Below are 22166 nucleotides of genomic sequence, written 5' to 3' on the forward strand. Positions count from 1 at the left end.
CGAAGCGCGTCGTGGAGTCAGGCAGCGCGGGGGCCGGCGGCGGTCGGGCCGCCGGCCCCCGCCGGATCAGCCGGGGATCGAGGCGATCTCCGTGGGCACCGCCAGCATGTCGATGAGCTGCTGCGAGGCCACGCCGCGCAGCACCCACACGTCATCGATCACGCCGGCCCAGGCCTTGCCCGCCGGGTAGGCGCCGCCGGACAGGCCGCGGCCGACCTGGAGCGAGGCGATGGGGCCGAAGGGCCTGGTGCGGTGGCGGAAGGACAGGTTGTCCGCGCCGCCGACGGCCTCCTTCACCCCGTTGACCCACAGCGTGACCGTCCCCTCGGTCGCGTCGTAGGTGACGGCGAGATGGTCCCAGTCGCCGAAGTTGCCCTGGTGGAACATGGAGTGCTCCACGCTGGCCGTGGTCGCGCCGGTGCCGTCCTTGTCCGGTACGTCCAGCACGTAGCGCTGCTTGCCCGGGTCGTAGCGCACCGTGATCGCGCTGTTGTGCGATCCGGCCAGGCCGAGCACGGTCATCGCCCTGCTGGGCTCTCCCGGGGTGGACACCCACGCCGAGACGGTGAAGCTGTCGCGGGTGTCGATCACCGGACCGGTCGCCGTGGCGTAGTCGTTGGCGCCGCCCGGCAGCTTCAGCGCCCCGCTCGGGGTTCCGGCCGGGGACTTGACCAGCACCTCGGCGAAGTCGGTGGTGATCTTGGCGGCGCCGTTGAGCGTCAGCGGGTAGGCGACGCCCTGCCCCGTGTCGGGGCTGCCGGGCGGGGTGCCGGTGGCGGCGTTGAGGTGCCACTTGCTCTCCACCACGGGCTTGATCGTGTACAGGTCCCGCACCTCGTCGCCGGTCACCACCCGGTCGAAGACCCGGACGTCGTCCACGACCCCCGGCGTGTAGTTGGCGAACTGCCCGTTGTACAGGCCGCGGCCGATCTGGAAGGCGCCGCCCGCCGCCCAGGCCGCCGTGCTCATGTCGCCCGGCACGCCTTCCACACCGTTGACGTAGAGCCGCAGCTTCTTGGTCACCACGTCCTGCACGCCGACCAGGTGAGTCCACCCGCCGGGCTTGGCCGGCTCCCTGGAGTAGGCGGTGCCCGCTCCGGTGGTGCCGGCGTCGCTCTGGACCCGCCACAGCTTCCACTTCTTGTCGCCCGGGTCGTACTTCAGGTAGAAGGGCGAGTTCTTGGTCGCGGCCTGGCTGGCCACGACGAAGTGGGTGGTGGGCAGCGTGGCCGGCATCTTCACCCACGCCGAGACGGCGAGGTTCTGGGTGGTGTCCACGACCGGGCCGCCGGTGGCGGCGTAGGCGGTGGTGCCGTTCAGCCGCATCGCGGTGCTCAGCGCCCCGGGCGCGCCGAGGGCGGCGCCGCCCTGCGGGGTGGCCGGGTGGGCGCCCTGGGTGTCGGCCAGCCTGGCCGCCCCCGCCGCCTCGTCCAGCTTCCAGTACGCCTTGGGCGCCCTGCCGTCGGCGACCCAGAACTCGTAGGTGCCGGTCGACCAGTTGTTGGCCGCGTCCCACGCCGTCACGTACAGCGTGTTCAGGCCGGCGTGCGTGGGCATCGCCTTGATCGACTCGGTGGCGGTGGTCTTCGTCTTCGCCGCTCCCTCGGCGGGGTCGGTGTTCATCGCCCACGCGTACTTGCTGACCCGGGTGTCGAGGGCGATCGTGAACGTGCCGTACCGGCCCACGCCGTCGGCCGGGACCTGCGCCGGGTCGGCCGGGTCGAGCGCGGGGTAGCCGTCGGCGCCGGTGGAGGTGACCTTCGGCTCGGGCAGCGCCCTGGCGTCGTAGACGAAGTAGCAGGCCGTGGCGTTGCCGTCCCAGCTCCACGGGCTCCACGCCCGCCCGTCGGAGGCGCGCACGCCCCAGTGGGCGACCACGCCCTGCGGGATGAGGTCCTTGGGGATCACCACGCTGAAGGAGGACTTGCGCGGGCCGTTGGCCGACATCTTCTTGACGGTGCCGAGGTTCTTGACCTTCTGGACGCCGTTCTCCGTCCAGATCACCTGGAACTGCGCCTTGAGCTTCTCCCCCTCCACGCCCTTGTTGTCGGGGTCGGTGAGGTTCTTGGCGAACAGGGTCGGCAGCCGGTTGAACGTGGCCGGGGTGGCCGGGCCGCGGCAGGCGCCGCCGGGGCTGGAGGACAGCTGGCTCATCTTCGGCTGCGCGGGCGGGCTGTTGTAGTGCACGCGGACGAAGGCGTTGCGGTCGAAGCGCTTCCAGGCGAGCTGGTCGCCGCCGTCGCGGGCGCGCAGCCCGAAGGTGGTGTTCGACCAGCCCTTCCTGGCCGCCTCCTGGACGGCGCTGGTCACGTTGAACAGCACGTCACCGGCGGGACAGCCGGAGCTCCAGCCCTTGGCGACGTTCCTGCTGTCCAGCCGGCGCACCCAGTTGTCGGAGGTCGAGTTCCAGGTGGAGCCCGTCCCGAAGCTCTTGGCCAGGTAGATGTCCACGACGCGCTTGCGGCACGAGGTGGCGAAGGTCTCCTGGGCGTGGAACTCGGCGGAGATGATCTGCTTGTGCGCGAACCTGGCGGTGGGGACGCGGTAGAACAGCCGCTTCTCGTACCAGCCGTTGCAGTAGCGGCCGGCGGGCGGGTAGTCGCGGGGGCAGCGGCCCATGCCCTCGTTCTTGGTGAAGTTGTACTTCGACCATCCGGCGCTGGAGACCATGAGGCGGGCCGAGGCGCGCGGGGTGTCCCACATGGGGTCGATGTAGAGGGGGTAGGTGGTGTCCGCGCCGGTGAGCAGGGCCGGGTCCGGCTTGAGCGTCATCTCGCCGCCGGTCACGGTCGTGGTCACGGTGGCGATCTTGGAGGTGTCGCCGGGCTGGCTGGCCGAGGCCTCCACGACGCCGTTGTCGGTCAGGTCCTCGCCGGGGTTCTCCCCGCCGTCGTCGGCCGTCGCCGCTCGCATGGCCGACGCCGAGGCCGGCGCGGTCGAGTCCCACATGATCGGCACCGGGGCCTCGTAGACCACGCTTCCGGTGGTCTCGTCGATGGCCTGCTGGGTGCCGTCGTCCGCCGTCCGCACGCTGAGGCCTGGCGCCGACAGGCCCAGCTTGATGGTGGCCAGCCGCGGGTCCGCGGCGGCCGCGGCGGTCTTGACGACGAGCACGTGTGAGAACCCTTCCGGCTCCACCCGCACCCGCAGGTCCACCTCCGCGCCCAGGACGCCGGGGTAGACGGCGGTGTCGCCGTCCAGCCACGGCTTGGGCAGCGTCGTGGGCCAGGTCAGCGACATCGGCCGGCCCGCCCGGTTGATGGTCACCAGGGGGCCGGTGCCGCCGCCGGACAGCTTGATCTCCGTCGGCACCGCGTTCGGCACGATCGACCCGTCGGCCAGCTTGCGCAGCTTGGTGTCGACGGGCGTCCAGACGCCGTCCTTCACCACGCGGACCGGCTGGAAGTGCTCCTTGGAGGTGAAGCTGCCGTCGGGTGTGGCGTACACCTCGCGCGTCTCGCCGCGCTCCGACAGCACCTCGACGAGCTGCCCGCTCGCGGCCGCGGCGGCCAGCGCCTCCGCCTCGCTCTGCTTGGGCTCCTTCGACAGGCCCCAGGTGTTCTCCACCAGGGAGACGTTGTCCAGATGGACGGTGAGCGCGCCCTTGCCGCCGAGCAGGAAGACCACCTCGGCCGCGGTGGTGTCGACCGTGGAGGTGAACGGGAAGGAGTAGCGCTGGCGGCCCGTCTCCAGCTCGACGCTCTGCGCGAGCGCGGCGCTGTGGGGCGCCTCGTCCTCCCGCACCGCCACCTCGACGGCCACGTCGGCCGAGGCGCGGGCGTCGAACGACACCGTGTAGGTGCGCCCGCTGATCAGGCTGCCGGTGAGCTGCGTGACGACGGCGTCGCCGGGCTCGGCCGCGCCGCCGGCGACGACCGCCCGCAGCTCGCCGCCGTCCACGGTGAGCGCCGGGTTGCCCGCCGACCACCACGGCACGATCGACGGCCCGTCCAGCGTCCCGTTGCGGACCAGCTCGGCCTGGGCCGGCTCGGCCGGCCAGGCCAGCGCGCCGAGCCTGACCGGCTCCCCGGCCGGCACGCCGAGGGCCGCGGCGACGTCGGCGGGCAGCGGCGCGCCCGCCGACTCGGCCGGGCTGCCCGGCACCAGCCGGTAGTCGCCGCCGTCGGCGTTGACCACGTAGCTCGTCTCCTGGTAGCGGGAGTTGGCGTCGCGGCCGGTCGCGGCCTGGAACTGCGCCAGCGACAGGTGGTGGATGCTCGAACCGGTCACCCGCGACCACTGCACGAGCGTGGGCGGCGTGTCCGCGCCCGTGCGCGAGTACCCGTTGTGGTGCATCTGCGCGGCCGGGATCATGCCGTCGGCGCCGACCCGGCGCCCGGACTCGCCGGTGTTGTTGTCGGTGGTGTTGACCAGCGGCGCGGTGCTCGTGCCGCCGGCGATCACGTTGTTCATCAGCGTGATGTCGGCGGTGTCCCACGTGATGCCCAGCGCCTTCTCGGCGTCGGTCGGGCAGACGTCCTCGGCGCCGGGGCAGGTCGGCCGCGCGTCCTCCTGCACCGCGATCGCCTGCGCGTTGCCGACGGAGGTGTTGTTGATCACGCGGACGTGGTTCGAGCCCAGCAGGCTCAGCCCGGTCATGCCGTTGCCCGCCAGCACGTTGGAGGCGATCAGCGCCTGGCCCGACACCTTGTAGTGCAGGCCGTGCCGGGAGTTGCCGCGGATCAGGTTCCGGATGATCGTCATGTCGTGGCACGACAGGTCGCACCACAGGCCGACGCCCTGGTTCGCCTCGAACACGTTGTCACGGATCGTCGCGCCGGTCACCCGGGTGGCGTTCATCCCGGCGCCCGCCAGGTGGTAGCCCTGCGACATGCCGAGCTGCTCGGTGTTGTTGCGCACGACCCGGTTGCCCTCGACCGTCAGGTTCGCCGACCGGTGCGCGCCGATGCCCAGATGGCCGTTCCCGGCGATCGCGTTGCCGCTCACCCGCACGTCGTCGGCGTTGACCATCAGGCCCGACGCGGCGTTGTGGATGATCGTGTTCTTCTCGAACACCATGCCCTTGGCCTGCGCGATGACCGCGGCCGGCTCCTTGGTCTGGTTCTGGCTGCTGCCGAAGTGGGCGAACCCCAGCCCCCGCACGATCGACCCGTCGGCGCCGGCGAAGAAGTGCATGCCGCTCTTCCTGGCCGTGATCTCGACCCTGCGCCCGGTCGGGTCGCTGCCGAGGTAGGTCCGGTCGCCCGGCCCGTCGTGGAAGAAGGTGCCCGCCCTGACCTCCTCCCTGGTGGCCACCTGGCGCAGCGGCTCACCGTCGAGGAACACCATCTGCGGGTCCCCGCCGACCGGGTTGTCGTCGTTGAAGTGCAGCGGGTTCATGCACTCGTCGTAGGCGGGCGCGGTGGCCCGGCAGACGCTGCCCGGGTTCCAGCCGTCCAGCCGCCAGGCGTCGCCGTCGGCCGTGAGCTGGCTCTGCTGGATCTCCGAGCTGCCCTTGAACCAGACCTGCTCCCCCGGGTACGGCTGCAGCGTCACCGGCGCGGCGACGTTGCCCAGCCGTTCGCGGTACTCGCCGGCGCGCAGCACGATCGTGGTCATCCTGCCCGCCGCGGCCCTGGCCACCGCCGCCCCCGCGGTCCGCAGCGGAGCCTCCTCGGTGCCGGCGTTGGCGTCGTTCCCGCCGGGCGCGACGAAAACCGCGTCAGCCGGGACGGGATACGACGTCGAAATGATGGACAACGGGGAAACCGCCTCCGCGGCCGGCGCCGACGCCGCGGCGGCGGCCGGTTTTCCCCCGGGGTCCGATAATGTCAGCACGCTCGCGGCGACCATCGTCAGAGAGACGATGACAGCCGCACCCCGTAAACCCATGGATTTTCCTCCTAGGACGGTTTTTCGGCAGGTGGAAGCGTCGTCAGGGGGTTTCGCGAAGGTGAGTGGATGAATGGCGGCACTCGTTTACCGGCGGCCGTGACCGCTTCCGACATTCGGCATCACGATATCGATCGGGCTGTTGCCGGTCGTCCACCCAGGATTTGACGACGACTGTCAATCCGCCGCGGTAGGCGCAGCGGAACTCCACCTCGCGCGGTACGCGCTCAGCCGGCCTGGTTCACCGCGGGCGTCACCGCGAGGAGGACGGACAGGGGGATGGCGATGGGCAGGGGCCGGTCTGGGCGAGGGCGGCTAAAAGGGGTTGCCGCCGCTTCACGCGGGGAGCTGGAATGTCCCGATGAACGCTGCGCCGCCGGCTCCCCGCCTCGCCGGCATCCGGTCCCGCTGGCTCGGCGCCGCGACCGCCGGCCTGCACGACGACCCTGGCGTGGCCGGGGCCGCGCTGGTCGGGTCGTTCGGGGCGGGACGGGCCGACGACTGGAGCGACCTCGACCTGCTGGTGTACGTGGACGACGCCCGCCTCGACGAGTACGCGGCACCAGGCCGCCTGCCCTCCGGCCCCGGGGTGTTGTCGATGGCCTTCGACAGCCGCCACAACGGTCCACGCGGCACCAGGGCGCTCTGGCTGAACCATCTCGCCGACGGGCTTCCGCTTCAGGTGGACTGGTACGTCCATCCGGTCTCGCGGGCAGGGTGGCCCGCCGACAGCGTGCCCGTCCTCGACCGGCGGGGCTTCGACCGGCTCCCGGCGACCTTCGCCGAGCTGCTCGGCGAAGGTGAGCGGGAGCCGCCGACCCCGAAGGGGCCCGTCGAGCGGCAGCTGGGGCGGCTGGCGATGGTCACCGTCGCGGGCAGGCGGATCGCCCGGCGTTCCCCGGACACGGCCCGGATGCTGGAGATCCTCGGGTGCGCCCGCGTGCCCGGCGCCTCCTGGCGGCACCGTCTCACCACGCTGCGCGAGGTGCTGGACGGTTTCGCGGCGCTCGGCCGGCCGGACGACGTCGCCGCCGGGCACGCCTACCTCGGCCTGGTCGAGCAGACCCTCGGCTGACGTGCCCGGCGAGTGTCGCGCGCCGGGTCAGTCGCCCTGGCGGTAGGCGCCGCTGGTGAAGTAGGCCAGCAGCTCGGCGCTGTGCGACGCGACGGCCTCGGGGTGCACGAGCCACAGCCCGTACGCCTCGGCGTACAGTTCCGTCGCGGACTTGTCCTCTTCGAAGAACGCCTTCGTGTAGGGGGTCAGCGCGACGCCGATCTGAGTACGTGTGGCGTGGTCGACGAGGTTCTGCTCGCGGCGGGTGACGAGCCCCTGGCCGCTGGTGTACTTCTTGCGCCACGTGGACGTGGCGATCTGCAGTTCGGCCCAGCGGTTGAGCTCGTCGGTGTAGGTCAGCCAGGGGGTGTGATCCAGCTTCCCGGCCAGCGCGTCCTTGATCTTGGCGTACGCGGGGGGATCGAACTCCTCTCCCTGGCCGCCTCGCACGATCATGTCGCGGGCGTACTCGTACCAGCTCACCAGTTCGGCGTGCTCGCGCTGGATCTCCTTCAGCAGCCGCTCGGCGGGGGCGACGGTGTCAGGGCCCTTCATGGCCTGGACGGCCTGGGCGAACGCCGCGACCTTGCCGCCCAGGTTCCGGCAGGCGGCGATCTTCCCGGTTGCGTCCTGCCTGACCGCCACCAGGTTGTAGGTCTCGCGGACGAGCGCCTCCACCGCGTCGGCGTCCCGGAGGTCCTGGTAGCGCAGCTGCAGGCCCTGCTTGATCGGCGCGTCGTCCGGTAGCGAGCGATCCCGCGGGTAGGCGGGGCGGCCGGAGATCGCCAGGGCCAGTTCGGCGTTCGCCCTGGACTCGGCCCTGCGGACCTGGCTCTCGACGGCGTGGCCGACCTCGTGCAGGATGACCTGCGCGCTCGGCGGGTACACGGCGGAGCCGTCGGCGCCTCCGTAGAAGCCCTTCTCGTCGCCGGTGAACGCCGCGTCCGTCAGGGTGAGCGTGCCCCAGTCTCCCGAGGTCCGTCCCGCCGTGTGCGAGAACCTGCCCTGGGTGTGCGCGCCGTGCTTGTCGGCGCCCAGGTTCGGGACGCGTTCGATGACGACTCCCAGCAGGGCCGGCCGGTCCGCCCCGGGTACGCGGGCCAGCGCGTGGTACAGCTTGAGCACCTGGTCCGGGGTCCAGGTGCCGCCGATGCCCGCGAGCCGGTACTGCGTCCTGATCCGCTCCAGCAGATCCGCGGGTTTCCCGCCCGGGTCATCGCCGCCCATCGGCAGGCCGCGTCCCGCGAGGGTGGCCGTTCCCTGCAGCTTCGGGCCGTACCGCAGGATGATCTGCCCGACGGCGCCGCCGGGCAGGGGCAGGATGGCGTGAAAGGTCATGTCACGCCTGTCGTCCGCGCAGTACTCGGCCAGGAGCCAGAGCATGGCCCGGGTCTCCTGCGGCGTCGTGTCGCTCAGGCCCTTGAGCTGGTAGCCGTTGAGCCGGCTCGCCTTGACCTTGGTCTGGACGGCCTGGTCGTCCAGGTCGGCGGGCAGGCGCACCGGTGGAAGACCGGTGACCTCGTAGTTGATGCGGTTCTGGATGATCTGCATGGTTCTGCCCCTATTTCTTGGCGTCGTGGTTGCGTGGCCTTCTGTGCAGCTCGGCGGGCTGGAGCGGGGCGAACTCCTCCCACAGGTCGCCCGGGCCCGGGTTGGCCCTGGTGTCGGCGCCGAAGACGAGCTTGGCGATGCCCCAGGCGGCGTTCAGGCCCGACTGCAGGGCGTGGTTGACCCAGCCGGCCGACCAGGAGATGTCGTCGCCCGCCAGAAACAGGTTGTTGGCCGGCTCCCCGGTGACCTTGTTCTTCATGAAGTGGGCGAACAGGTTCCACTGCAGCTCGTACTGGCCGGGCCGGTTGAACTTGCACAGGCCGCGGAAGTTGGGCTCGTTCTCCCAGGAGATGGTCACCGAGTTGTCCGGCCGGCAGTTCGACCAGATGGCGTGGGAGAGGCTGGGGTGGATCCTGGCCAGCTCACGGTTGTAGAGGGTCACGCGTTCCGCGAGGTCGGAGGCGCTCACCTTCATCGCGTCCTCGGCCCAGGTGTAGCTGAGCGCGATCGCGGCGGCGTTGCGGCCGGGCGGCACGGGACCGTACTGGCCGTAGTCGAAGACGTAGGCGGCGCGGGGCAGGCTGTCGGAGAGCGTCACGCCCATCCGGTACTCGTTCGCGCCGTTCTTCCAGAACGGGGCCGGCATCAGGGAGAAGGTCTTGGCCGACTGCCAGTAGCTGGTCTTGTGGATGGAGTTCCACAGCTTGTCGCCGAACACGGGGATCTGCCCGGAGGTGGGCGGGAAGTTGCGCGGCAGCGCGATCTGCGTCTCGACGGCGTGCAACTGCGGCGTCAGCAGGACGGCCTGGAAGGTCTCCGTGCCGCCGCCCTCCAGCGTGAGGTCGATCCAGCCCGGCTGCACGCGGCTGCCCTCCATGGCGGTCACCCGGCCCCGCGGCGGGCCGCCGCCGTGCAGGGCGGCCAGGGTGGTGCCCTTGTTCCAGTAGCGGATGTCGGCCGGGGCGTGTGTCCAGAACCCCTGGGCGAACGCGCTCGAACCCTCCACGAGCAGGAGCTGGTCGGCGTCCATGCCGGTGACGAGCATGCGCAGCATCTCCAGCCAGGAGATGTCGTAGAAGGAGTCCCAGCCGCCGGTGCCGAAGCCGACCAGCCCGAAGACGCGGATCTGCTCGCGCGTCATGGTGCCGCTCTCGACGAGGAACTCGTAGAAGCTGGTGCTGTCGTAGCGGCGCACGAGCGGGTTCCACAGCCGCTTGACGGCCGCGGTGTCGCCGCTCTCGATGGCCTTGACCAGGTCGGTGAAGCCGACCTGCTCAAGCGCCTCGTTCCAGGCCTGGCTGATCTGGGCGAACATGGGGAAGCGCCGCTGGAAGTCGTCGATGTCGGCGGCGGCGTACTGCTTGCCGTCGATGTCGACCGTGGTCAGGCCGACGGCGTCCTTGGTGAACGGGTCGGGGAACAGCTTGTACGTCAGGCCGAACTGCTCGGCGTACTGGTGCTGGGTGACGGCCGAGCTGGGGAAGCGCATGCAGCCCATCTCCGCCTTGCCCGGGTCGGCCGGATGCAGGGACAGGGTGTGCATGCGGCCGCCGATGCGCGGCCGGCCCGAGGCGTCCTTGTCGGCCTCGAAGACGACCGGCCGCAGGCCGATGCGCATGAGCTCGTAGGCGGCGCACAGCCCCGCGGCGCCGGCGCCGATGACGGCGACGGGCCTGCCCTGCGCGGCCGGGGGCAGCGCGCCGATGAACTTGCGCTGCCCGCTGCCGTCGGGGGCGAGGTACTGGCCGTAGTCGAAGGGGAAGTCGGGCAGCCGGTCGACCGCCTGAGTGGTGCGGATGGAGCGGGGCCGGGACGGGATCATCGAGGACCTCCTGTGGTGGTGATGGCGGGACAGCCGCCGGACAGCCGCTCGCAGGCGGCGGCGGCGCGGAGCAGGGTGACCTCGTCACCGTGGCGGCCGACCAGCATCAGGCCCACCGGCAGCCCGCCGGACAGCCCCGCGGGGACGCTGATCGCCGGATGCCCGGTGACGTCGAACGGGCAGGTGTTGGGGATCATCTCGAGCGCGCGGGCGACCTGCTCACGCGGCGGCGCTCCGGGGGCGGGCAGCCGGGTGGCGGTCATCGGCAGGGTGGGCAGCGCGAGCACGTCCACCTCGGCCAGGGCTGCGTCGTAGGCGGCGGTGAGCCGGACGGCGAGCTGCCTGGCCATGGCGTAGTGCGCACCGCCACCGGTGTGGATCAGGTGGGCGCCCAGCAGCGTGACCAGCTTGACGGTGGCCGACAGCCGCCCGGCGTGCTCGCGGCGGCCCCGGTGCAGGGCGGCCGCCAGGCCGGGCTCGCAACCGGCGACGCCGCCGCCGGCCAGGTCGATGAGCTGCGTGGTGGCGCCCGCGACGACGATGACGGTCCAGACGTGGGGCGCGTCGCGGTGCTCGGGGACGCTGACGTCGCGGACGTCGGCGTCCAGCCGCCGGGCGAGGGCCCGTACGGTGGCGTCCACGGCGGGGTCGCTGCGTCCCGGCAGGCCGAACCCCTCGGCGAGCAGCCCGACCCGCAGCTCACCGGCATCGCCGTCGAGGGCGAGGCGGTAGTCGGGCACCGGGGTGCGCGGGTCCTGGCGCGGGTCGCGGCCGTCGGGGCCGGCGATGACCGACAGCAGGTCCGCGACGCCGGCCACGGTGCGGGCCATGGGGCCGAGGTGGTCGACGCTGGGCTCGATCGGCACCGACCCGGTGCACGGCACGAGGCCGAACGTCGGCTTGAGCCCCACGACGCCGCACCAGGCGGCCGGGATGCGCACGGATCCGCCCTGGTCGCCGCCGATCGCGAGGTCCACCTCGCCGGCGGCCAGGAGGGCGGCGCTGCCGGATGAGGAGCCGCCGGCGCTGCGGGTCAGGTCGTGCGGGTTGCGTACGGGGCCGGTCGCGGAGGTGTGGCTGCCGCCGGACAGGCACAGGTCCTCGCAGACCGACGTGCCGGTGATCTCGGCGCCTGCGTCGAGCAGCCGGGTGACGACCGTGGCGTCCCGCGCGGGCACGAAGCCCTCCAGCGCGGCCGAGCCGCCCGACATCGGCACGCCGGCCACGCACACGTTGTCCTTGACGGCGACCGTGCGCCCGGCCAGCGGGCCCGTGGGGGCGCCCTTGATCGAGGCGCGCCGTTGCCAGGCGCCCAAGGGGTCGTCGTGCGGGCGGTGGCCCGGGTCGCGGCCGGGGGCGGGCTGCTCGTGGGCGGCCGCCTGGCGTTCGACGGCCGCGTACGACTCGAAGGTCTCGGTGGTCAGCTCGTGGTAGGCGGCCAGGTCCTCGCCCGTGAGGCCGAAGCCGTAGCGGGCGGAGATGGCGGCGAGGTCGGCAGGAGTGGGGGGCTGAGCGCGCATACGGTGCTCCTGGCGGTCGGTTCGACTGCCGGGGACGCTATGTGGAGCGCTCCACACATGTCAATGAGTGGCGACATATTGACTTATAAGCGGCGGGATTTGGGCTCGGCCGTAGCCTCGTGAGCGAACCCGCCCGGAACCGCGCGCACCAGGTGCAGGTCCTGCTCCAGGAGATCGTGCCCGGCCACCCTGATTCGGCCCCTCGGCCCCTGCAGCGTGCTGCCGGGCAGCGCGCGGCCGATCTCGGCGGGCTCGCCGCCCTTGATCCCGCGGGCCGCGGCCGTGTACAGGTGCACGGCCTCGTACACCGACTCGCTGATGCTCGACACCGGCGGGGCCACCGGGCCGTAGCGCTCGCGGTAACGGGCCAGGAAGGCGCGGTTGGCCGCGATGGGCAGCTGCTGGTAGTAGCCGAAGGCGGTGTAGAGCCCCGTTCCCGCCGCGTCTCCGGCGTGCTCGCGGGTCGCCTCGTCCAGCGCGAGCGAGAGCGTGCGCACCCGCGCGCGCAGCCCCGCCGCGTGGCAGGCCCGCTCGAAGAGCGCCTCGTCGGCGCCCACGAACGTGGACACGACCAGATCGGCCCGCGACCGCTCGATCTCCTCGACCAGCGGCTCGAAGCGGCGGGTGCCGATCGCGGCGTACCGCTCCCCCGCCACCTCGCCGCCGGCCGCGCCGATGATCCGCCGCGCCTGCCGGTTACTGGCCCTCGGCCACACGTAGTCGTTGCCCGCCAGAAACCAGCGCCGCCCGCCGCTGTCCCGCATCAGGTACGGCACCGCCAGCGACAACTGCCCCGCCGGCCGCTCCCCGAGCCGCAGCAGCCCGTGCCCGGCGGGCCCGCCCTCGTTCACCGGCGTGTAGATCAGCAGAACGCCGGCCGCGCGGGCGATGGGCTCGATGGCGGCGAACGTGGCCGAGGTGACGTTCGTGAACACGGCCCGGCAGCCCGCCCTCACCAGCCAGCGCATCCGCGTCGCCCCCACGCGCGCGTCGGTGGCGTCGTCGGCCACGACCAGCCGCAGCGGGCCGCCGCACACGCCGCCGTCGGCGTTCGCCTCGTCCACGGCCATGCGGGCCAGGTTCTCGCTGGCCGCGGCGAACACGCTGGCCGAGCCCGACAGGCTGACCAGCAGCCCAACCGGATGCGAGCCAGGCTCGGCGGCCGGGCCCGGCGGCTCGAAGCCGCTTCTGGCCAGCAGCCACGCGATGCCGCTGTCGTCGATCTCGGCCACGACCCTGACCCTGGTGCCGCTCCCGTCGGGGGTCAAGGTGCAGACCACCCGGCCGCGCCAGGGCGTCTCGTGAGCCAGCACCATGCGGCTGCCCGGCCGTACGGAGACGATCCTGCCGGTGGCCTCCAGCGTGCCGTCGCCGCCGCAACCGGCCGGCCAGGGGATGCGGAAACGCACCACGGCGCCCGGCCGCAGCGCGTCGAAGGCCGCGTCGAACAACCACCCGGCGCCCGCGTCCTGCCCGAAGAGGGCGAACACCTCCCCAGGGGGAGCGTTGACGCGGGTCTCCTCGTTCAGGAAGATTCCGCCCACTTCGCCGCCTCGCTCTGCTCGGGCGGAGCGTGCTGCTCCGCCCTGTCCCTGAGCGCGGCCAGAGAGCCCTGATACAGGCCCCGCAGGAAATCCACCATGTCCTCGGCGGGTTTCCTGGCGATGGAGTAATGGCGGAAACGGCCGTCGCGGCGCTCGTCCACGAGGTTGGCCACGCGCAGCACGCGCAGGTGGCTCGACACCGTGGTACGCCCGACGCTCGTGATGGCCTCGGCGATCTCGGAGGCGGTGCACTCACCTCGCTCGGACAGCAGACGCAGGATGCGGCGGCGGGTGCCGTCGGCCAGCGCCTCGAACGCGAGATCCTCGGGGTCAGCCATCTCGTTCCCGTCGTGACGACGCTTGTCGAATCATCGACATGATGGTAGGTCGCCGCCGCGCGGCCCGGCAAGCCGCCCCGCTCACGGAAGGAGGACGGGCTTGACGGTGCCGCCGTCGGCGGAGTCGCGCTCGGCCGCGTCGATGTCGGCGAGCGGGTACGTGCGGATCAGCCGCTCGAACGGGAAACGGCCCTGCTGCCACAGCGCGATCAGCCGCGGGATGAACTGCTGGGGCACGGCGTCCCCCTCGAAGATGTAACGGACGCCGCGGCCGGCCAGCGCCAGGGGGCTGAGCGTGAGGTCGCCGCCGCCCGCGCCGACCAGCCCGCACGTCCCGCCCACCTTCAGGACACTCACGGCCGTCGCCATCACGGCGCTCACCCCAGTGGTGTCGAAGGAGTGCTCCACCTGCCCGACCTGGGCGGCCACCTCCGGGTCGGCGCCGTCCAGCGCGCGGGTGGCGCCGAGCTCCAGCGCCAGGTCGCGGCGGGAGGCGTGCAGGTCAACGGCGACGATGTCGGACGCGCCCGCGACCTTGGCCGCCATCACCGCCGCCAGGCCCACCGCTCCGGCGCCGAACACCGCGACGCCGTCGCCGGGCCGAACGGACAAGGAGTTGAGCATGGCGCCCGCGCCCGTCTGCAACCCGCAGCCCAGCGGGCCGAGCAGGCCGAGCGGCAGCGACGGATCCACCACGACCAGGTTCCGCTCGGTGGCCACGGCATGCGTGGCCAGCGACGACTGGCCGAACCAGCGGGCCGCGACCGGCGCTCCGGTCAGGTCGGTGGCGCCGCTGCTGCCGTCCACGCGCGCGCCGGACAGGTTGCGGGTCATGAACTCGTCGCAGTACGCCGGCGCGCCCGTCCGGCACTGGGCGCACCAGCCGCACGAGTCGAAGCTCATGACCACGTGATCGCCCGGCCGGACCCTGCTCGTCCCCGGCCCGACCGCCTCGACCACTCCCGAACCCTCATGCCCGAAGATCATCGGCATCGGGAGCTGCGGGAAGGCGCGGAAGACCACGTCGGTGTGGCACAGCCCGGCGCCGGCCACCCGGACCAGGGCCTCGCCGGGCCCTGGATCGTGCAGGTGGACGTCCTCGACGGCGAACGGCTTGGCGGTGTCGCGCAGGACGGCTGCCTGGATTCTCACGCGTGACCGCCTCCCGCGCCGGCCGAGGTGCCCAGATCGACGGCTCTGATGCCCAGCTCCGGGATGACGGGCTCGCCACGCGCCGCGGACAGCAGATCGCCGAGCTTCCAGGACGTCGCGCCGTCGCCACGGAAGGCCAGCAGTTCCAGGCCCGGCTCTCCGCCGGCGGTGAGGACGAGGTCGGCCCCCTGCGGCCAGGTCCAGGAGGAGGTCCCGGCCTCCAGCGGCGTCTCGACGCCGCCCAGCACGTCACGCAGCACCCGGCCGGCCGTGTCCAGGTCCGCCACCCGGCCGGTGACGGCGGGCAGGGCGGCGGGCAGGGCGGCGGGCGTGCCCTCGGGCGCCGGCCACGGCGGTGTCCGGTACATGCCCGGCAGGTCGCCGCCCAGGTCCGCGGGCGTCCCCGCCGACTGCGCCACCTGCACCAGGAAGCCCAGCCCCGTCGCCTTCGGATGCAGGAACGCCTCCTTCCACATCTCCGACTCAAGGTTGACCTGGATCGGCTCGAACCCGCACTCCCGCGCCCGGCCGAGGGTCGCCCGGATGTCGCGAACCTTGAAGGTGATGTGGTGCGGCCGCGCCGGCGCCTGCCTGGCGTCGAGGAAACGGCGCACGAACGACGACGGCTCCGCGCCGGGCTCCAGCAGCTCGATCCGCATGCCGTCGGCGTACTCGAGCTGGGCGGGGCTGAAGACCGGCTGTCTGAAGCCGCTGTCCCAGCGGCCTGCGTACCGGCCCGCGAGCACCGGCCCCGCCTGGGCCCAGTCTCGCACCGCGAGAGCGACGTGATCGAGTGCGTACGCGGTCATGAATCACCTTTCGCGGGGTGGGCGACCTGATCCAGTGTGGCAGACGTCTGATCATTCTCCCCAGGGCCGTACGGAGCGGAACGGTTCCTCCTGGCGAGCGCCCGGCTCGAAGGATCGGCTGCGCCGCCGGTACTCGGTGGGCGTCAGCCCGACCAGGGCGCGGAAGCGGCGGGCGAAGTACGTCGGATCGTCCCAGCCGACGGCGGCGCCGACCCGGGCGGCGGGCAGGGCCGAGTGCGCCAGGAGCGTGGCGGCGCGCTCGGCCCGCAGCCGCGCCAGGAAGTCCAGCGGCGTCAGCCCGACGTACCGCCTGAACAGCCGGCCGAGATAGGCGGCATCCAGGTTCACCGCCCGCGCCAGGTCGTCCAGCCGCCAGGAATGGGCGGGCGCCGCCTCGAGCCGGGCGACGGTGGCGGCGACAGCGGGGTGCACGACGGGCGCGGGCTCCTGCCGCTCGGCGGCACGGCCGTCGGCCAGGACGCCGAGCACCGTGACCAGGCGGCCCAGCACCCGGCCCGGCCTGCTCCGATCGGCTCGCAGGTCACGTTCGAGCAGGCCGATCTCCGCGATGGCCTCCTCCGCGGCGGCCGGATCGACGGCGGTGACCGCCACCCCGTGCCTGCCGGAGGCCACCGGATCGGTCCACAACATGCGGCGCGCCATCGCGAGGTCGTACAGCGGCGCCAGCTCGGCCCGCAGCGCCTGGGCCGACAGGCAGCAGTTGGCGACGACCAGGTCGTCGCAGCCGCGGAACCCGTGCCAGGTGCCGGGCCGCAGCACGATGACCTGCCCGTGCCGCAGCGGATGCTCTCCCCGGCTGGTCACGTGCCGGCCGCGGCCCGGCCCGATCACCGCGATCTCCAGGAAGTCGTGGGCGTGCGACTCGACGCCGGCGTCCAGGCGGTGAACGCCTCCCATCACCGGGCCCCCGGTGAACAGCGCGTGCTCGTGCAGCGTGACGGGCATGTCGGGATCGTACGACCACCGGCCGGGATCGGCCTAGCTGCGGGCGGCACCTCACGACGACACTTTCGGTATCGCAACGGCGACAACCCTGGAGGTCAAGAATGGGAACGAGCACGTCCGAGCAGTCCGGCAGCGACGTCCACGCCGACGGCCGGGTGCCGGAAGAGCTGGTGGCGGCCTACCGCGAACACGGTTTCGTCCGAGTGAGAGGAGTGCTCGCGCCGGACCAGGTCGAGCGTTTCCGGGCCGGCGCCGAAGCCTTCCTGGAGGCACACCGCGCCGAGAGCCTGGACAAGCAGGGCGTCTTCAGCCAGCTGGTCAACGTCTGGCAGCACGACGAGACGCTGAGCGAGCTCACACTCGACCGGCGGCTGGGCCGGATCGCCGAACAGCTCGCCGGGTTCCCGCTGCGCATCTGGCACGACCAGCTCCTGGTCAAGGAGCCGCACAACAACGCCGCCACCGAGTTCCACCAGGACCGCCCGTACTGGCCGCACACAGGCGACCGGCTGCCGCTGTCGGCGTGGATCGCGCTGGTCGACGTTCCGCCGGAGCGGGGCTGCATGACGTTCCTGCCGGGCACCCAGCATCGCACCAGCCTGCGCCCCCAGGACCTGCACGACGAGGACGACCTGTTCGCCGCCGACCCGTCCCTGCGCTGGATCCCCCGGGTCACCGTGCCGCTGCGCGCCGGCGACTGCACCTTCCACAGCGGCTACACCGGCCACATGGCGCTGCCCAACCGCACCGGCCAGGCGCGGCTCGCGCACGTCACCATCTACATGGACGAGGCCACCCGCTACAGCGGCAGCGCGCACGTCGTCACCGACCCCCTCGCCGCCGCCGCGGGCGACCGGCTGGACGGCGCCGCCTTCCCCCGCCCCTGGGCGTAGCGGACGGGCGGCTGACCGTCACGTGGAGGCCCCCTGCCGCCGCGGCGGATAGTCATCGACGACCATGGAGTCGTGCAGGCGCGCCGTCTTGCTGGCCAGGCGGGTCAGCGCCCGGCTGGGCCCCGCGGGCAGCGCGGAGATCAGCCGGGCGCCCTGGGCCAGCCCCCACACCCCGAGGCGGGACGCCGGGATCAGGGTGCGGGCCGCGCTCACCGCGACCGCGCGGCTGCCGCGCACGTGCTCCGCCATCGCCCGCTCGTAGGCGGGAAAGGCGCGCTCGTGGTCGCCGCCCGCCCGCGCCAGCTCCCCGGCCAGCACGTACGCGCCGACGACGGCCAGGCTGGTACTGCCGCCGACGGCAGGGCCGGGGCAGTAGCCCGCGTCGCCGACGAGCGTCACCCGGCCGCGCGACCAGGTGTCCATGTGGAGCTGGGTGATCGAGTCGAAGTAGAACGCAGGGGTGCCGTCGAGCGCGTCCAGCCAGCGCTCCACCTCGGGGTGCATGCCCCTGAACGCCTCGCGCAGCAACTCCTTCTGCCGGGGCACGTCACGGTGGTGGCAGTCGAGCGGCCGTTCACCGCGGAACAGGAACAGCACCCGCGCGTCGCCGAGGTGCCGCGCCCCGTACATCCCGGCGGTGCGGCCCACCCCGACGTGGATGCGCAGCTCACCGTCGAGGCCGGACACGCCGGGCAGGGTCAGCACGCCGAAGTGGGCGCCGATGAAGGTGCTGAACGCGGACTCCTCGCCGAAGACCAGGCGGCGCACGTTGGAGTGCAGCCCGTCGGCGCCGACGACGAGGTCGAAGCGGCGCGGCGCGGCGTTCTCGAACCGCACCTCGCCGCCGGCCGAGATGGAGGTGATGGAGTCGCCGAAGAGATACTCCACGTCGTCGCGGGCCGCGTCGTGGCAGATCTCGCTCAGATCGTCCCGCATGATCTCGACGTGCCGCGCGGACGTGGCGCTGAAGATCTTGCCGAGGTCCGCCCGGACGGGACGCCGCGAGCCCTCCCGGTGGACGCTCATCCGGCTCGTGCCCGTGGCCCGCTCCTCGATGCGCGCCAGCACGCCCATCTTCTCCGAGATGTCCACGGCGGGCCGGAACAGGTCGACCGCGTGGCCGCCGGTCTTGCGCAGGGCCGGCGCGCGTTCGACGACGGTCACGGAGAATCCGTGCCTGACGAGCCAGTACGCCAGCACCGGCCCTGCCACGCTGGCGCCGGAGATGAGAATCCGCATGAGACGTCCTTGTCTATCGGGAGGAGGTGAAGGCCAGGAGCGACGCGGCGGTCCGCTGCGGGTCCTCTGAACGCCGTCTCCATCCCCCGCAGGAGGATCCCGTCGGTCCGCGCCCAGTCTCCCCCGCGGCCTGCCCCGCGGCCTCCTGCCGCGACACCAGCACCGCGTTCGCCAGCAGGCCGGCGACGGCGAGCAGCAGGACGAACGCGGTCACGAGGAACTTGCGGTTGCGTCGCGGCAAAACAGCCATGGGGTGAGTGTCGCCGCCCGGACGTGGCGGCGGCTTGAACAAATGTTCCCGGCCAGGGACCGCGCCCGGCGTGGTGAACGGCCCCTAACCGGCACCACGCTCATGACCTCCCCGGGAACGACCGGCGAGCAGCTCCTCGCCCAACGGGCTCAGCGTGTGCAGGACCGTGGTGGCGGTCCGCCGGCTGACGATCAGCCCCGCGTCCCGCAGGATCCCGGTGTGGTGACTGATCGTAGGCAGCGACACCCCGACCCGCAGCGCCAGCTCACTGGTCGTGCTTCCACCGGCCACCCCCCGCAGGGCCGCCGCCCGGGTGTCACCGAGCAGCCGATCCAGCACCACGTCGCGCCGCGCGACCGCCACGGCGGGATGCACCGCCGGATAGGTGATGACCTGCGGCAGCCGGGCGTCGAAGATCGTATTCGGATGCAGCCGCGTGAAATAGGAGGGGATCAGCACCAGCCCGCGCCCACCCAGATGAACATCCCGCCCGGAGGGATGCGCGGGGATCTCCAGCACCGGGGAGTTCCAGCGCATCATCGGCCGGAAACTGTTGAGCAGATCATGCACGCCGCCCTCGCGCAGAGCCTGACGGCGGCGGGCGAGATCGCTGTCCACGCAGGCTCGCACGGCCGGCCAGTGCGGCTCGATCGACAGCCGATGGTAGGCACGCACGGTCGCGCCGAGCTCCGCCAGCGCAGCCGACCGGGCCGCACGCAGATCATCCAGCCAGGCCCCCTGACCAGGACCGCCGCTCAGCCGGCCGATCTCCGTGCATAACCGGCGCCTCGGCGTGCTCAGGATCGCGTCCACGGCCTCGTCCAGGCCCAGCCCGCCCTCCACCGGAGTGAGCAGGTCAGGATAGTAGGCGGCGTGCGGCGTCACCGGGAACAGCCGGTCGCGCACCGGCCGCGCCAGCCCCGCGTCACGCAGGTCGTGGCGGGCCTGCCACCGCCACTGCCCGAACGTCCTCCTCCCGTAGCCCGCCTGCAGCGCCTGCAGACTGCCCACCACCTCCCACATCACATCAGGCCCACTCACCACATGGGTGCGCGCCAGGTCAGCGCGCGTGAAATGAATGCGCATCCGCCCCATCTCCCCGTCTCCGCGCCTGTCCGGCGCGCCTGTCCCCCTAGAAGAACGACGAACCCCCGCCATCGCGTACGGACCGTCCCGGACAGCCTTCTGATACCTCCGGCTTGCCACCCTACCTATTGGTAGGTAGGCTCCCTCTTCACCTTCCGAGAAACCACCGACAGGAGCCGCACGAACGTGACCCCACAGGGCGACACCCGCACCCGCGCCCGCGACGAATTCGCCCGGCTCCTCACCGAACGCGGCTACCTCGGCGTCTCCCTCGAAGAGATCGCCACAACGGTGAACATCAAGAAGGCCAGCCTCTACCACCACTTCCCCGGCGGGAAGGCAGCCCTGTTCACCGCCGTCGCCCACCACTACATCCAGCAGACCAGCACCGCCCTGCGAACCGCCCTGAACTCCGGCGACACCCTGCGCGACCGGCTCCTGGCACTCGCCGGCGCCTACGCCCAAGGCACCTTCGACCCCGCCCTCGGCGACCGCGTCTACGACGCCACCCGCCACGTCGACGACACCACCCGCACCGAGATCTGCCACGCCTACCTGCAAGCCCTGGTCGCCCCCGTCACCGACCTCATGAAACACGCGATCGAAACCGGAGAACTACGCCAGGCCGACCCGGGCTTCCTCGCCATGGCCTTCATGGAACTCGCCGCCGTCGCCCAGCCCGTACCACCGGACATAGCCCTGCCCCCACAGGAACGCCCGGCCCCCACCCCCCGCCGGCAACGAGCCCAGGACGTCGTCGACCTCTTCCTGCACGGCGCCGCACCCGACCACCCCGAGCGGAGAAGAACCAGATGACCCCCACCCACTGGCGGCGCAACGTCGCCCTCTTCCTGACCGGGCAGACCGTGTCACTGCTCGGCTCCATGATCGCGCAGTACGCGGTGATGTGGTGGGTGACCCTGCAGACCCGCTCCGGACTCGCCGTGGCGCTCTACGCTGTGGCCGCCTTCCTGCCCCAGGGACTCGTATCCATCTTCGGCGGAGTGCTCGCCGACCGCATGAACCGCCGCACCCTCGTCATCACCGCCGACGCCGCCATCGCCGCGGCCACCCTGGTCCTCGCCCTCCTCATGGCCAACGGCGTCACCGACCTGTGGATCGTCCTGCTCGCCGTCGGCGTCCGCTCCCTGGGCGCCGGAGTCCAGACACCCGCCGTGCAGGCGATGATCCCCCAGATCGCACCCGACGACCAGCTCATGCGCGTCAACGGCATCTTCCAGACCATCCAGTCGGCGATGGCGCTGCTCGCCCCCGCCGCCGCCGGCGCCATCTTCGCCGCCTACGGCCTCGCCCCCGTCTTCTTCCTGGACGTGATCACCGCCGTCATCGGCATCGGGCTCCTCGCCCTCGTCACCGTCCCCACCCTGGAACGCGCGACCGAAGCCCGCCCCACCTACCGCCAGGACCTCGCCGAAGGCATGCGCTACGTCCGCGCCCACCCCGTCGTCCGCTGGCTCCTCATCGTGTACGCGATCATCTTCCTGCTCACCGTGGCGCCCTCGTTCGTCACCCCGCTCATGGTCGCGCGCACCTTCGGCAGCGAAGCGTGGATGCTGGCGGCACTGGAGATCGCCTTCAGCCTCGGCATGATGCTCGGCGGAGTCCTGATGTCCACGGTGCTGGCCAAGCGCAGCCCCATCGGCCTCATCCTCGTCGCCGTCTACGGCTTCGGCCTGACGACCGTGGCACTCGGGCTGAGCGGCAACCTGTGGGTCTTCTACGCCTTCATGTTCGTGTTCGGGCTGCTGGTGCCGCCGTTCTCCACCCCGTTCATGACACTCATCCAGAAGACCGTCGAACCGGCCATGCACGGGCGCATGTTCAGCTATGTCGGCATCGTGATGGCCCTGGCCACCCCCGTCGGCATGGCCGTGTTCGGGCCGCTGGCCGACGTGGTCAGCGTGCAGGCCCTGCTCATCACCGCCGGGCTCACCGCCATCGTCGTCATCGCGATCGCCAGCCGCCTGCCCTCCGGCCGGGCCACCCTCACCGCCGCCCGCGAACCCGAAGCCCAGCCCGCCGAGAAGACCAGCGGCCACTGAGACTCAGATGAGGCATGGTAACATTCCGTATGCCCATCAACACATAA

The 22166-nt window shown here is 72.2% G+C and carries 16 protein-coding genes; 4 read left to right on the forward strand and 12 right to left on the reverse strand.

What is annotated here, in order from left to right:
- Positions 1-66 precede the first annotated feature (66 nt).
- Positions 67-5700 carry a LamG-like jellyroll fold domain-containing protein gene (locus tag FXF51_RS39595; RefSeq protein WP_187414819.1) on the reverse strand — a complete coding sequence of 1878 codons (5634 nt, stop codon included), beginning with the start codon at positions 5698-5700 and terminating at the stop codon, positions 67-69.
- Between the two features lie 493 nt (positions 5701-6193).
- On the opposite strand from FXF51_RS39595, the gene FXF51_RS39600 reads away from it, so the two are divergent.
- On the forward strand, positions 6194-6907 hold the full coding sequence (locus FXF51_RS39600; RefSeq protein ID WP_148439902.1) for a nucleotidyltransferase domain-containing protein: 714 nt from the start codon (positions 6194-6196) through the stop codon (positions 6905-6907).
- Between the two features lie 27 nt (positions 6908-6934).
- Here the strand turns inward: FXF51_RS39600 and FXF51_RS39610 are convergent, their stop codons facing one another.
- From FXF51_RS39610 to FXF51_RS39645, 8 genes are all read right to left on the reverse strand, one after another.
- Positions 6935-8437 (reverse strand): hypothetical protein, encoded by a 1503-nt coding sequence (locus FXF51_RS39610; protein ID WP_148439904.1) that lies wholly within the window; start codon positions 8435-8437, stop codon positions 6935-6937.
- 10 nt (positions 8438-8447) lie between these two features.
- Positions 8448-10259, reverse strand: coding sequence for a flavin monoamine oxidase family protein (locus FXF51_RS39615; RefSeq protein WP_148439905.1), 1812 nt, complete (start codon positions 10257-10259; stop codon positions 8448-8450).
- A complete protein-coding gene (locus FXF51_RS39620) occupies positions 10256-11779 on the reverse strand; it encodes an amidase (protein WP_148439906.1) in 1524 nt (507 codons plus the stop codon). The genes FXF51_RS39615 and FXF51_RS39620 overlap by 4 nt, the downstream gene beginning before the upstream one ends.
- Positions 11780-11862: 83 nt before the next feature.
- Complete coding sequence (locus tag FXF51_RS39625; RefSeq protein WP_148439907.1) at positions 11863-13323, reverse strand: ABC transporter substrate-binding protein; 1461 nt, start codon at positions 13321-13323, stop codon at positions 11863-11865.
- Positions 13305-13661, reverse strand: coding sequence for an ArsR/SmtB family transcription factor (locus FXF51_RS39630; RefSeq protein WP_148439908.1), 357 nt, complete (start codon positions 13659-13661; stop codon positions 13305-13307). The genes FXF51_RS39625 and FXF51_RS39630 overlap by 19 nt, the downstream gene beginning before the upstream one ends.
- A gap of 81 nt (positions 13662-13742) precedes the next feature.
- The gene (locus tag FXF51_RS39635) at positions 13743-14813 is read right to left on the reverse strand and encodes an NAD(P)-dependent alcohol dehydrogenase (protein WP_148439909.1); all 1071 of its coding nucleotides are present in this window, start codon (positions 14811-14813) and stop codon (positions 13743-13745) included.
- Positions 14810-15622 (reverse strand): VOC family protein, encoded by an 813-nt coding sequence (locus FXF51_RS39640; protein WP_148439910.1) that lies wholly within the window; start codon positions 15620-15622, stop codon positions 14810-14812. The genes FXF51_RS39635 and FXF51_RS39640 overlap by 4 nt, the downstream gene beginning before the upstream one ends.
- 51 nt (positions 15623-15673) lie before the next feature.
- Positions 15674-16588, reverse strand: a complete 915-nt coding sequence (locus tag FXF51_RS39645; RefSeq protein ID WP_148439911.1) for a helix-turn-helix transcriptional regulator — start codon at positions 16586-16588, stop codon at positions 15674-15676.
- 101 nt (positions 16589-16689) lie between these two features.
- Between FXF51_RS39645 and FXF51_RS39650 the strand changes: the two genes are divergently transcribed.
- Positions 16690-17481 carry a phytanoyl-CoA dioxygenase family protein gene (locus tag FXF51_RS39650; protein WP_148439912.1) on the forward strand — a complete coding sequence of 264 codons (792 nt, stop codon included), beginning with the start codon at positions 16690-16692 and terminating at the stop codon, positions 17479-17481.
- A gap of 18 nt (positions 17482-17499) precedes the next feature.
- Here the strand turns inward: FXF51_RS39650 and FXF51_RS39655 are convergent, their stop codons facing one another.
- The 3 genes from FXF51_RS39655 to FXF51_RS39665 all read right to left on the reverse strand — a co-directional run bounded on the left by FXF51_RS39655 (position 17500) and on the right by FXF51_RS39665 (position 20056).
- The gene (locus tag FXF51_RS39655; RefSeq protein WP_148439913.1) at positions 17500-18720 is read right to left on the reverse strand and encodes an FAD-dependent monooxygenase; all 1221 of its coding nucleotides are present in this window, start codon (positions 18718-18720) and stop codon (positions 17500-17502) included.
- Between the two features lie 13 nt (positions 18721-18733).
- Positions 18734-18970, reverse strand: a complete 237-nt coding sequence (locus FXF51_RS39660) for a hypothetical protein (RefSeq protein ID WP_148439914.1) — start codon at positions 18968-18970, stop codon at positions 18734-18736.
- Positions 18971-19054: 84 nt separating this feature from the next.
- The gene (locus tag FXF51_RS39665; RefSeq protein WP_187414820.1) at positions 19055-20056 is read right to left on the reverse strand and encodes an ArsR/SmtB family transcription factor; all 1002 of its coding nucleotides are present in this window, start codon (positions 20054-20056) and stop codon (positions 19055-19057) included.
- Between the two features lie 186 nt (positions 20057-20242).
- On the opposite strand from FXF51_RS39665, the gene FXF51_RS39670 reads away from it, so the two are divergent.
- Positions 20243-20872, forward strand: coding sequence for a TetR/AcrR family transcriptional regulator (locus FXF51_RS39670; protein WP_148439916.1), 630 nt, complete (start codon positions 20243-20245; stop codon positions 20870-20872).
- Positions 20869-22119 (forward strand): MFS transporter, encoded by a 1251-nt coding sequence (locus FXF51_RS39675; protein ID WP_148439917.1) that lies wholly within the window; start codon positions 20869-20871, stop codon positions 22117-22119. Before FXF51_RS39670 ends, FXF51_RS39675 begins: the two co-directional genes overlap by 4 nt.
- Positions 22120-22166 lie beyond the last annotated feature (47 nt).

The sequence above is a fragment of the Nonomuraea sp. PA05 genome (assembly GCF_008086045.1).
Lineage (GTDB): Bacteria > Actinomycetota > Actinomycetes > Streptosporangiales > Streptosporangiaceae > Nonomuraea > Nonomuraea monospora.

Bases quoted from the DNA above. Each gene is read 5' to 3' on its own strand.
- FXF51_RS39600 (WP_148439902.1), top strand. From the start codon at position 6,194: ATGAACGCTGCGCCGCCGGCTCCCCGCCTCGCCGGCATCCGGTCCCGC.
- FXF51_RS39610 (WP_148439904.1), bottom strand. From the start codon at position 8,437: ATGCAGATCATCCAGAACCGCATCAACTACGAGGTCACCGGTCTTCCA.
- FXF51_RS39615 (WP_148439905.1), bottom strand. From the start codon at position 10,259: ATGATCCCGTCCCGGCCCCGCTCCATCCGCACCACTCAGGCGGTCGAC.
- FXF51_RS39620 (WP_148439906.1), bottom strand. From the start codon at position 11,779: ATGCGCGCTCAGCCCCCCACTCCTGCCGACCTCGCCGCCATCTCCGCC.
- FXF51_RS39630 (WP_148439908.1), bottom strand. From the start codon at position 13,661: ATGGCTGACCCCGAGGATCTCGCGTTCGAGGCGCTGGCCGACGGCACC.
- FXF51_RS39640 (WP_148439910.1), bottom strand. From the start codon at position 15,622: ATGACCGCGTACGCACTCGATCACGTCGCTCTCGCGGTGCGAGACTGG.
- FXF51_RS39645 (WP_148439911.1), bottom strand. From the start codon at position 16,588: ATGCCCGTCACGCTGCACGAGCACGCGCTGTTCACCGGGGGCCCGGTG.
- FXF51_RS39650 (WP_148439912.1), top strand. From the start codon at position 16,690: ATGGGAACGAGCACGTCCGAGCAGTCCGGCAGCGACGTCCACGCCGAC.
- FXF51_RS39655 (WP_148439913.1), bottom strand. From the start codon at position 18,720: ATGCGGATTCTCATCTCCGGCGCCAGCGTGGCAGGGCCGGTGCTGGCG.
- FXF51_RS39660 (WP_148439914.1), bottom strand. From the start codon at position 18,970: ATGGCTGTTTTGCCGCGACGCAACCGCAAGTTCCTCGTGACCGCGTTC.
- FXF51_RS39665 (WP_187414820.1), bottom strand. From the start codon at position 20,056: ATGCGCATTCATTTCACGCGCGCTGACCTGGCGCGCACCCATGTGGTG.
- FXF51_RS39675 (WP_148439917.1), top strand. From the start codon at position 20,869: ATGACCCCCACCCACTGGCGGCGCAACGTCGCCCTCTTCCTGACCGGG.